The organism is Agreia sp. Leaf210 (assembly GCF_001421485.1).
GTDB lineage: Bacteria > Actinomycetota > Actinomycetes > Actinomycetales > Microbacteriaceae > Agreia.
In genome coordinates this window covers 58060-69468 of sequence record NZ_LMKK01000001.1, presented here as the reverse complement: position 1 = coordinate 69468, position 11409 = coordinate 58060, and the positions used below count along the sequence as shown (strand labels likewise).

At 67.8% G+C, this 11409-nt stretch carries 9 protein-coding genes; 6 read left to right on the top strand and 3 right to left on the bottom strand.

The genetic code is table 11. The features are described from left to right. Positions 1–153: 153 nt before the first annotated feature. Positions 154–1314, bottom strand: a complete 1161-nt coding sequence (locus ASE64_RS00335) for a DUF418 domain-containing protein (RefSeq protein WP_055774373.1) — start codon at positions 1312–1314, stop codon at positions 154–156. 67 nt (positions 1315–1381) lie between these two features. On the opposite strand from ASE64_RS00335, the gene ASE64_RS00330 reads away from it, so the two are divergent. From ASE64_RS00330 to holA, 4 genes are all read left to right on the top strand, one after another. Continuing rightward, on the top strand, positions 1382–1966 hold the full coding sequence (locus ASE64_RS00330; RefSeq protein WP_055774371.1) for a TetR/AcrR family transcriptional regulator: 585 nt from the start codon (positions 1382–1384) through the stop codon (positions 1964–1966). A 230-nt stretch (positions 1967–2196) separates the two neighbouring features. Continuing rightward, positions 2197–2853 (top strand): ComEA family DNA-binding protein, encoded by a 657-nt coding sequence (locus ASE64_RS00325; RefSeq protein WP_055774369.1) that lies wholly within the window; start codon positions 2197–2199, stop codon positions 2851–2853. Further along, positions 2850–5459, top strand: coding sequence for a ComEC/Rec2 family competence protein (locus tag ASE64_RS17010; protein ID WP_082465806.1), 2610 nt, complete (start codon positions 2850–2852; stop codon positions 5457–5459). The genes ASE64_RS00325 and ASE64_RS17010 overlap by 4 nt, the downstream gene beginning before the upstream one ends. Continuing rightward, positions 5359–6345: a DNA polymerase III subunit delta gene (gene holA / locus ASE64_RS17725; protein ID WP_235480507.1), complete on the top strand. Its 987-nt coding sequence runs from the start codon at positions 5359–5361 to the stop codon at positions 6343–6345. The genes ASE64_RS17010 and holA overlap by 101 nt, the downstream gene beginning before the upstream one ends. A 57-nt stretch (positions 6346–6402) precedes the next feature. Here the strand turns inward: holA and rpsT are convergent, their stop codons facing one another. Next, positions 6403–6663: a 30S ribosomal protein S20 gene (gene rpsT, locus ASE64_RS00315; protein WP_055774365.1), complete on the bottom strand. Its 261-nt coding sequence runs from the start codon at positions 6661–6663 to the stop codon at positions 6403–6405. 211 nt (positions 6664–6874) lie between these two features. On the opposite strand from rpsT, the gene ASE64_RS00310 reads away from it, so the two are divergent. Beyond that, positions 6875–8533: an aminotransferase class I/II-fold pyridoxal phosphate-dependent enzyme gene (locus ASE64_RS00310; RefSeq protein WP_082465805.1), complete on the top strand. Its 1659-nt coding sequence runs from the start codon at positions 6875–6877 to the stop codon at positions 8531–8533. A gap of 18 nt (positions 8534–8551) precedes the next feature. On the opposite strand, the gene ASE64_RS00305 is transcribed toward ASE64_RS00310, so the two are convergent. After that, the gene (locus tag ASE64_RS00305) at positions 8552–9439 is read right to left on the bottom strand and encodes an NAD-dependent epimerase/dehydratase family protein (RefSeq protein WP_055777168.1); all 888 of its coding nucleotides are present in this window, start codon (positions 9437–9439) and stop codon (positions 8552–8554) included. A 115-nt stretch (positions 9440–9554) separates the two neighbouring features. On the opposite strand from ASE64_RS00305, the gene lepA reads away from it, so the two are divergent. Continuing rightward, complete coding sequence (gene lepA / locus ASE64_RS00300) at positions 9555–11408, top strand: translation elongation factor 4 (RefSeq protein WP_055774359.1); 1854 nt, start codon at positions 9555–9557, stop codon at positions 11406–11408. Position 11409 lies beyond the last annotated feature (1 nt).

The window sequence follows — 11409 nt, the reverse complement described above, 5'->3', positions numbered from 1 at the left end:
TTCGGCGTGTACTTCGGCGTGCTCGTTCCCGCGCTCACGATGACCTGGATCATGATCCCGGTCGGCGTCATCCTGCTCGTCTCGGCGGCGGTGCTGGCCGTCGACAGACGCCGTGAGCGCCGGCGGGCGTCGCCGTCACGGGTCGGTTCGCACTCAGCGGGTTCCGGCGGCGCGCTTCCAGAGCCATTCGACCGGACCGAGGGCGAACCGTCGCAGCCAGAGGTGCGCGAACAGTGAGATGACGGCTGTGAGCGCGATGAAGGCCGCCACGGTCACGGGCAAACGCCATTCAAGGGTGCGCTCAGCAAGGCCGAGGCCCCAGCCATAGAACAGCGCTCCAGCCAGCAGGTTCTGAAGCATGTACGCGCTGAGCGCGACGCGACCGATCTCGCTCGACCGGCGAGCGAGCCATCCGTCCGTGCCTCTGCTCAGGCAGAGCTCGGCGACGAGAGCGAGGAGCCCGAGAGCCACGAACGGCGCCACCAGGTAGCGCTCGGCGAGTAGTCCCGCGGTTCCTCCGCCAATGCCGAGGGCAAGGTCGATCGGCACCGCGACAGCACCCAGGATGAGGAGCCGTCGGCGGAGCCTGTCGCCCCCTGGGGCGAAGACACCGGAACCCAGGAGCCGAGCGCCGAGGAGGAAGAGCGCGAGCGACAGGAAGCCGATGAGCACGGGTTCCACACGGAAGATTCCGGCATTGTCGAGGCGGAAGAGCACGAGGTCGAGGAAGGAGCCATCGGCGTAGGGATTGCGTCCGTTGGGCAGCGCCGCCTCGCCGCCAGCGTCGCCGAGAGCTACGGCGGCCACGACCGCGGAGATGATGAGCACGTGGAGTGCGCCGAACATCACGATCATCGCCCGCTGAGCACGCGGGCGGGTGAGGAGCAGGTAGGCGACGATCGCTCCTGTCACGGCGTAGCCCATGAGCACGTCAAACTCCGCGATGAGAACGTAGTTGATCGCGCCGTCGAGCAGCAGGAGCGTCGCCCGCCAGAGATAACGCCCGGGCCACCGGGTTTCACGACGCACGGCCGCGGCGTGTTGGATCGCAAGCCCCATCCCGAAGACGAGGGAGAGTAGCGCGAGAAACTTCCCCTGTGCGAGGGACATCAGGGCGAGTTGCGCAACCGCTTCCGGTCCGCCCGGCTCGGACGTCACCGGCATGCTCAGCATGCCGAGGAGTCCCCAAGGGTGGGAGAACACCCAGATGTTGGTTCCGAGCGTGCCGACGATCGCGATACCGCGGACGACATCGATCGCCCCGATGCGGGCGCCACGGGAGTTCGTGCTGTGCAATACGCTCGTATTGGTCATGATCTGACCGTAGCCTAAGAGGGGCGATCGACGCCAGCGACGTCGCCGCGAGCGGGGAGGGAGAGCGATGATCGTCCGACGCGGGAGCAGGGACGCGATCCTCGACGCTGTCATCTCGGTTCTCTCGACCCGTGGCAGCGACGCCGTCACCATTCGCAACGTCGCCGCGGAAGCAGGCGTCTCGGTGGGCGCAGTGCAGCACAACTTCCCGACCAAGGAAGCACTCATCATCGGCGCGATGACCGCAGTCAACGTGCGGTTCCGTGAGCGCCTGCGCTTGCTGCTCCAGAACGAGGAGTCGGCGGAGCGACGCCTCCGGGCGTTCTGCGAAGAGGTCTCGTGCCTCACGGAGACAGGCCTGACCGACGCTGTCGTGTGGACGGCGTTTGCCGCGCGCGCGACGACGGATCCTGGGATCCGGGCGATCCACGCCGCGGATTGGGGCGGCACCGAGGACTTCCTCCAGCAGTTGCTCGACGCCGCCTACCCGGATGCCGGAATCACGGCCGACGACGCCGCGCTCGTCCTCGCTGTGACGGATGGCATCGCCGTCGCCCGCGCTGCCGAGAAGACCGACCGCATGACGGCCGAGCGGGCCGTTCGGCTCATCGACGCTGCGCTCGCGCCGATCGCCGCACGCCGGCGGCCTTAGGGGTAGCTGAGCAGAGTTCGTTCGGGGTGGCGAACTCGAGTGTGTCCCCGTGCCGCACCTCGACGTCGGACACAGAGCTGACAGTACCCCGGTATCCCGGGATACAGTCGTCGTCGCTGAGGCGGGCGCGTTTTCGCATCCTCTCCTCACCAATCGCCCCGGCGTGCGTGCTGTTCACAGCGCGTCGCCGGGGTGAGCCACTGGGCCGCTCACGCGCCTACCGTGAGGGCATGGATGCCGGACCACCGCCGCCGGCGCGGGCTCGGCTCAGCATCGGGTTCGGGGCGGGCATCGTCATCGTGCTCACCGTGCTCGTGGTCGCGGTGCTGGTCTCAGCGCTGGCGCCGAGGGGCAGCAGCGAAGTTCTCGTGACCGACCAGGGGGCCGAACAGAGCGGATCCCCGTTCGACGGGACGGGGGAGCCCGGTGACGGCGGCGGCGGGGCCGATGCGCCGGTGATCTACGTGCACGTGCTCGGGTCGGTGGCGCGACCGGGGCTGTACGAACTGCGCGAGGGCGCGCGGATCGTCGATGCGATCGCCGCCGCCGGAGGCTACACAGACGCGGCCGATCCGGCCCAGCTCAACCTGGCGCGCGTCGTAGCCGACGGGGAGCAGGTGTACGCACCCGCCATTGGAGAGGCGCCACCACCTCCGCCGAGCGGCGGCGCCGCAGCGTCGGGAGATCCCGGGTCGTCCGCCGTCAACCTGAACACCGCCGATTCCGCGGCGCTTGAGACTCTGCCGCGCATTGGTCCGGAGACGGCGAAGAAGATCCTCGACTACCGAGACGAGCACGGTCCGTTCACCTCGATCGACCAGCTGCTCGAGGTGCCTGGAATCGGGCAGAAGACTCTCGATGGACTCCGTGATGCGGCAGTCGTGTGACCGAGACGCGGCATGGCGCACGGCAATCGGCCTCGACCCGGTGGGCCGATCATCGCCTGACGCTTCCTGCTCTGTGCGCCTGGGGCGTGGCCTTCGCTGTGGTGGACCAGCCTGCTGCTGCTGTGCCGGTGCTGATCGCCGCCTTCGCCTGCACGGCGGTCTCGCTCGCGCTGTGGCCAGTGCGGCCCTCGTCGCCGAAGAGATCTCGACGGGGTCGAGTACTCCGAGCAGCACGCAGCGCTCTCCCGACGATCGCCGTGTGCGCCGGCATCGGCGCGAGTATCGCGTCGGCGGTCCTCGTCTTCCAGCCCCTCCGAGAGCCGCCGCTTCTTCTCGACGAGACGCAGGGGATGCTGTCGGCCGAGCTCGAGGTCGTGGGAACCCCGTCAGAGACCGCGCACTCGGGATTCGCCGGCCAGTCGGTGTCGGGGGTGCGGTTCGAGGCGACCCTGCACCGGATCCAGAACACTGCGGGCCGCAGCGACCGCACGTCGACGAGAGTGCTGCTCTTCGTCGACGACCTCGGCACCGTCGATGCGCCGGCTATCGGATCGACGATCCGTGTCGATGCGAGATTCCGCGCGACCGATGACGGATCGCAGACGGCGTGGCTCGCGTTCGCAGAGGGTCGACCGCAGACGATCCGGCCGCCGGGGTGGCAGCTCGCGTGGGCAGCCGAGTTGCGCGCCCGGTTCGCCGACGCAGCCCGTGGCCTCCCCGGCGACGGGGCAGAACTCGTGCCCGGCCTCGCTCTGGGCGACGACTCGCTGGTCGACGCGTCGCTCGACGAGGCCATGAAAGACAGCGGTCTCAGTCACCTCACCGCCGTCTCCGGGGCGAACTGCGCCATCGTCATCGCGGGTGCATTCCTGATCGCCGGCTTCGCCGGTCTTCGTCGCAGCGCACGACTCGGCGCGGCCGGCGCCGTGCTGGTGCTCTTCGTCGTCCTCGTGACGCCGCAACCGAGCGTCATTCGAGCGGCTGCGATGGCGGGGATCGTTCTCATGTCGATGGGTGCGTCCCGCTCGGCTCGAGGCATGCCCGTGCTCTGTGTGGCCGTCATCAGCCTCATCGTCACCGATCCGTGGCTCTCGCACAGCTTCGGCTTCGCCCTGTCTTCTCTCGCCACGGCCGGACTCCTCCTGTTCACCCGGCCCCTCACCGCCGCCTTGTCTCGGTGGATGCCGACCTGGCTCGCCGCTGTCATAGCGGTTCCGCTTGCTGCGCAACTCGCCTGTCAGCCGGTGCTCGCCCTCCTCACACCCACGATCGCTCCCTACAGCGTGCCGGCCAATCTGCTCGCGGCTCCGGCCGCCCCCGTCGCCACCGTCGTGGGTTTGCTGGCCTGCCTGGTGGGCGCGCTCATACCGGCGCTCGCGGTTCCGACGGCATGGCTGTGCTGGGTGCCCGCCGCCTGGATCGGTGCTGTCGCACGTTTCTTCGCGGGCGCACCGGGGGCGCGGCTGCCCTGGGTACCCGGACTCATCGGCGCCCTGCTCGTGCTGGTGCTGACGGCACTGGCGCTCTGGGTCGTTCTGGCCACCGGCGCCCCTCGGCTACGTCGTTTCGCGGCCGTGTTCCTGATCGCGGCGATCGTCGGCGTCTACGGAGGGGTGCTGGTCGGCGGCACCATCGCGCTCCGGTTGTCCGTGCCGCAGAACTGGCGCATCGCCGCGTGCGACATCGGGCAGGGCGACGCGGTACTGGTGAGAAGCGACGGCGTCACCGCGCTCATCGACACGGGGCCTGATCCAGATGCGCTGCGCGCCTGTCTCGATCGGATGCAGATCGGTCGCATCGACCTCCTCGTGCTCACGCACTTCGACCTCGACCACATCGGCGGTCTCGATGCCGTGGTGGGTCGCGCCGACGCGGTGCTCGTGGGCCCCACCGACGGTCGATCCGATGTGTCGGTGGTCAGCCGCCTCGTCGAGTCCGGGGCCGCGGTGCACCAGGCGGCACGCGGTGACAGGGGAGTGCTCGGCCGACTGCGCTGGGAGGTGCTCTGGCCCACCGTCGACACCACGCTCCGGGGCAACGGCGCGAGCGTCACGCTCCTGTTCTCCGGTGACGTCGATGCCCTGTTCCTCGGAGACCTCGGCGAGAGCGACCAGGCCCAGTTGATGGCGGAGGGTCGGGTAGGGCGCGTCGATGTCGTGAAGGTCGCGCATCACGGGTCGGGCGATCAGAGCGCAGAGCTCTATGAACGCATCCATGCTCGGGCGGGAATCATCTCCGTGGGCGCCGACAACGACTACGGGCATCCGAACAACCGCATCCTCGAGATCCTCTCGGGAGCGGCCACTCGTGTCTTCCGCACGGATCAGCTGGGACTGATCGTGGTGTCGATCGAGGATGGCCAGACCGTCGTCTGGAGCGAGAAGGCGGTAGCCGCCCCGGCCGCGTCCGCTCTGTCGGTGCCGCCGACTAGGCTCGAGACGAGAATCGACAGAGTGAGGACACGTGGCAACTGCACGCGGCGCAAAACAAACAGCCAAGGCCTCGATCCCGCAACTCTCGTGGGAGCAGGTCCGCCCCGCGCCGGTGGTGCTGGTCTCGGGCACAGAGACGTTCCTCGCCGAGCGCAGCATCCGGCAGCTTCGTGAGCTGTTGAAGATCGAAGACCCCAGCCTCGAGGTCTCCGACATCGACGCGTCGTCGTACGCGCCGGGCGAGCTGCTCACCGTTGCGAGCCCGTCGCTCTTCGGCGAGCCCCGCATGATCCGGGTGTCGTCCGTCGAGAAGTGCACCGACGATTTCCTCAGCGAGACGATCTCCTACCTCGAGAATCCGGCAGACGACACATACCTGGTGCTCCGCCACGGCGGCGGCGTCAGAGGCAAGCGGCTGCTCGACGCCATCCGCTCCGGTTCGGGCGGGGGCATCGAGATCGTCTGCGCCGAGCTCAAGAAAGACACCGAGCGGTACGAGTTCGCCTCCTCCGAGTTCCGGGCCGCCGGGCGTCGCGTTTCGTCGGGCGCCCTGCGGGCGCTCGTCGCCGCGTTCTCCGACGACCTCGCCGAGCTCTCGAGCGCCTGTCAGCAACTCGTCGCCGATGCATCGGCCGAGATCACCGAGGCCACGGTCGACCGCTACTACGGCGGTCGCGTCGAGGCCAGCGCCTTCGCGGTGGCCGACATGGCCATCGCCGGCAGGCACGGCGAGGCGCTCGCGCTCGCCCGTCACGCGCTCGCCTCGGGCGCCGATCCCGTGCCCATGGTCGCGGCGTTCGCCATGAAGCTCCGCACGATGGCCAAGGTACTCGGAACGCGCGGAGGGTCAGGCCAGCTCGCCGGCCAATTGGGCCTCGCGCCGTGGCAGATCGACAGAGCCCGCCGAGACCTGGCCGGCTGGTCGGGTGCGGGCTTGGGGCGCAGCATCCAGATGCTCGCCGAGACCGACGAGAACATCAAGGGTGGCAGCCGCGACGCGGTCTACTCGCTCGAGCGCATGATCGGTGTCATCGCCGAACGGGGAGAGCTTCCTCGCTGACTAGCGGGCACGAAAAAAGCCCCGCATCAGCGGGGCTTTTTTCGTGCGTGCACCTCGTTAGAGAGAGGCGACGGTCTTCGCGAGGGCCGACTTGCGGTTCGCGGCCTGGTTCTTGTGGATGACGCCCTTCGAGGCGGCCTTGTCGAGCTTCTTGCCCGCTGCGGTCAGCGCGGCGAGGGCCTTGTCTTTGTCGCCCGTGGCGACAGCGGTCTTGGTGGCGCGGATAGCAGTCTTCAGGCCACTCTTGACGGCCTTGTTGCGCTCCTGGGCCTTCTTGTTGGTGCCGATGCGCTTGATCTGCGACTTGATGTTTGCCACGAAATTACCTCTTGTATGTGTTCGGATGAATGCAATGCGATCGACCGGCGACCGCGAGTTCGCTCCGCATAGTAAGACGGAAGCGTAAGCCAACAGGCAACGTTACCAGACGGGCGCCTTCTCGACAATATCGAGGCATCCGACGGTTCGCTGTCTCAGCGGACTGCGGCGTTTCACCGTACCCCGACCGAGGCGTAGCGTTAATGCTCTCATGCCACAGCTCGCATCCCACATCGATTCCGTTCCCCCGTCGGGAATCCGCCGCATCTTCGAGATGGCCCTGGTGCTCGACGACGTGGTGATGCTCGCGGTGGGCGAGCCCGACGTCGCGGTCGCGCCCGAGATCCTTCGGGCGGGCTCCGATGCCTGGCTCGCCGACGAGACCGACTACGGTCCCAACGGCGGCCTTCCCGCACTTCGGGAGGCGCTGGTGCGCAAGCTAGCCCGTGAGAACGGCGTCGTCGTCGACACGGAGCAGGTCTGGGTGACGTGCGGCGGCATGCAGGCTCTCTACGTCGCGATGAGCCTCACGCTCGGCCCGGGAGACGAGGTACTCATCCCCGATCCGGGATACTCGACCTTCGCGATGAATGCCGCGATGATCTCCGCCGTCTCCGTGCCGTATCCGCTGCGCCGTGACAACGCGTTCCTCCCCGACTTCGACGAGCTGACGAGGCTCGTCACCCCGCGCACCCGCATGATCGTCATCAACTCGCCGTCGAATCCGCTCGGCTCGGTCTTTCCCGAAGAGACCCTCCGGGCGCTCGTGGAGTTCGCGCGGCAGAACGACCTTTGGATCCTGAGCGACGAGGTGTATGAGGCTTTCAGCTACGAGACGCCCCACGTCTCGGTCGCAAGCCTCGATGCGGATGATCGTGTGTTCTCTGTCTTCTCGCTGTCGAAGACGTACGCGCTCACCGGCGCGCGGGTGGGTTACCTCGTCACGCCGCCTGGACTCGCGACGACGATGCGCACGGCGCAGGAGGCGATGATCAGCTGCGTCAACACGCCCGCTCAGCTGGCCGCGCTGGTAGCCGTTGAGGGCGATCAGCAGCACGTGAGAACCGCGGGCCTGCACTACCGGCAGAATCTCGACGCCGCCACCGCCGTTCTGCGCCAGCGCGGCATCGAATATCTCCAGCCGTCGGGTGCCTTCTACCTGTGGGTGAACGTCGGATACGCGACCGACGGCGACGTGGCGGGGTGGGCCGAGCGGTTCCTGCTCGAGAAACGGGTCGCCGTGGCCCCGGGCAGCGCGTTCGGTCGCGGGGGAGAGGGCTGGATCCGCATCTGCGTCGCGGCCGGCCTCGACGACCTGCTCGAGGGCATCCGTCGTCTGCCCGAACCCCGGCGACACGAGACGGATGCGCAGCCGTCCGCGTCGGAGGGCATCTCCGTGCGGCTCGCCCACCCCGACGAGTACGACGAGATCGCCCACCAGCGGCTCGAGGCGTATCGGCTCGACTTCACCATCGGCGACGACTACGCCGTGCAGATCCTCGATGTGCCGTGGCACGCGGCCATCGGCGAGGTCTGGGTCGCCGTCGACGACGAGACCGGTCGCATCCTGGGCTCGGTCACCACGCCTCGATCGGGCGAACAGCTGACGCCGCTCGCGCGGCCCGGCGAGTTCGACTTCCGGCTCCTCGCCGTCGACCCGGCGTCGCGCGGGCGACGGGTGGGCAGCACCCTCACCGACTTCGTCATCGACCTCGCCCGAGCGCGCGGCGCCGAGCGAGTCGTCATGAACAGCGGAACCGAGATGACGACCGCGCACGGACTCTACGAGCGGCGCGGGTTCTCGCGCATGCCCGATCGCGAGAACCCTCCGGGCATCGAGCCGTCGCGCGCCTACGGCCTCGAACTCTAGAAGGCGCGCGACGAACGGCTAGTTCTTTGCCGCATACGATCCGGTGCGCAGCTCGTCGACGAGGCTCGGGCCGTTCGGCTCCCAGCCCAGGTCGATGCGCGCGGCGCTTCCTCTGGCCTGCTGGTCGAGCAGCAGCGCATCGGCGAACGCGGCGCCCAGGCGAGCGTGCGTCTCGTCGACGGTCTGGGTCTCAACACGAGAGTCCAGGCCCTGGCCGGCGGCGGCGGCGTCACCCATCTCGCGCACGGTCGGGTTCTCGCCGCTGGCGCCGATGTACGTCGAGCCGGATTCGCCGAGATCGAAGGCGAGGATGTACAGCTCGGCCAGGTCGTCGACGTGCACCGTGGTCCAGTGCTGCGAGCCATCGCCGACGAGTCGGACGGCGGCCTCGGGGTCGCTGTCATCTCCGAGGAAGAGAGCGGGAATGCCCGAGCCGTGGCCGAAGACGACGGCCGGGGCGATCAGTGTGGTCGAGACGCCCTGCGCGCCGAGCACGCGCTTCTCGATCTCCTCGCGCCAGGCCACGATGGCCGGAGCGTTGCGGGGCGAATCCTCCGTGATGTCGGAGTTGCTTCCCCAGACCCAGATTCCGCCCGTGTGCACGTAGCGCTTGTCGCTTCCCTCGAGGCCGGCGAAGATGGCCGTGACGAAGGCATCGTCGACGTCGCGGCTGGACTCGTCACCGGGGGAGGCGAGGTGGATCACGCCATCGCTCGCGATGGCCTGTTCGGTCATCAGTTCGGTGTCGGTGACGTCACCGATCACGGCGGTGGCTCCGAGGGCCTCGATCTTGGCCGCCTTCTCGGGCGAGCGCACGAGGGCGGTCACGTCGCGCCCCTGCAGTCGGAGCTGACGGAGGACTGCGGACCCGATGAAGCCGGTGGCACCGGTAAGAAAAATACTCATGACCATATTCAACCGCGCCGAACTGTCGACTGCCCGTACGACGTGACGAAAAGCGTCGGCCGTGAACAACGTGAGAGAATGGGCGCTTACCCGCCGTACGACACAAGAGGAACGCGTGAGCCCGCTAGCTAACAAGGCCCTGGAGCCGGCATCCACCGACCCCGCGTTCATTCGCAATTTCTGCATCATCGCCCACATCGACCACGGCAAGTCCACGCTGGCCGACCGCATGCTGCAGATCACCGGAGTCGTCAGTGATCGCGATATGAGGGCTCAGTACCTCGACCGCATGGACATCGAGCGCGAGCGCGGCATCACGATCAAGAGCCAGGCCGTGCGTATGCCCTGGTCGCTCGACGACCAGACCTACGCGCTCAACATGATCGACACCCCCGGCCACGTCGACTTCACCTACGAGGTGTCCCGTTCTCTCGCGGCCTGCGAGGGCGCCCTCCTGCTCGTCGACGCCGCCCAGGGCATTGAGGCCCAGACGCTGGCGAACCTCTACCTGGCCCTCGACAACGACCTCACGATCATCCCTGTTCTGAACAAGATCGATCTGCCGGCGGCGGACCCCGACAAGTACGCGCAGGAGCTGGCCAGCCTCATCGGCGGCAAGCCCGAAGACGTGCTGCGGGTGTCGGGCAAGACGGGCGTCGGCGTTCCCGAGCTCCTCGACCGCCTCACGGCTCTCGTCCCCGCGCCCCAGGGTGATCCGGATGCCGCGGCTCGCGCCATGATCTTCGACTCGGTCTACGACTCCTACCGCGGCGTCGTCACGTACGTGCGAATGATCGACGGCCAGCTGTCGCCGCGCGAGAAGATCCAGATGATGTCGACCCGTGCCACCCACGAGATCCTCGAGATCGGTGTCTCGTCGCCTGAGCCGACCCCCAGCAAGGGTCTCGGCGTCGGCGAGGTGGGCTACCTGATCACCGGTGTGAAAGACGTCCGTCAGTCCAAGGTCGGCGACACGGTCACCACCCACTCGAAGCCGGCGACCGAGGCTCTGCCGGGATACACGGAACCGCTGCCCATGGTGTTCTCGGGGCTGTACCCGATCGACGGCACCGACTACCCCGCACTCCGAGACGCCCTCGACAAGCTCAAGCTCAGCGACGCCTCGCTCGTCTACGAGCCCGAGACCTCGGTCGCCCTCGGCTTCGGTTTCCGCTGCGGCTTCCTCGGACTGCTGCACCTCGAGATCATCAACGAACGCCTCGAGCGCGAGTTCGGTCTCGACCTCATCGCCACCGCGCCGAGCGTCATCTACGAGGTCACCACTGAAGACAAGAAGACCGTCACCGTCACCAACCCGAGCGAGTTCCCCTCGGGCAAGATCACGAGCGTCCACGAGCCGGTGGTCAAGGCGGCGATCCTGGCGCCGAAGGACTACGTCGGCGTCATCATGGAGCTCTGCCAGAGCCGCCGCGGCACCCTGCTCGGCATGGAGTTCCTCGGTGAAGACCGCGTCGAGATCCGTTACAACATGCCGCTCGCCGAGATCGTTTTCGACTTCTTCGACAGCCTCAAGTCGAAGACGGCCGGATACGCCTCGCTCGACTACGAGCCCATCGGCGATCAGGAGGCCGACCTCGTGAAGGTCGACATCCTGCTGCAGGGCGAGCAGGTCGACGCGTTCAGCGCCATCGTGCACCGCGACAAGGCGCAGGCCTACGGCGCACTCATGACCGAGCGTCTGCGCAAGCTCATCCCGCGCCAGCAGTTCGAGGTGCCGATCCAGGCCGCCATCGGTGCGCGCATCATCGCGCGCGAGTCGATCCGCGCGATGCGCAAAGACGTTCTCGCCAAGTGCTACGGCGGCGATATCAGCCGCAAGCGCAAGCTCCTCGAGAAGCAGAAAGAGGGCAAGAAGCGCATGAAGATGGTCGGGCGCGTCGAGGTGCCCCAGGGCGCGTTCATCGCGGCTCTGTCAGGTGACACGGAGACGAAGAAAGAAAAGAAGTAGC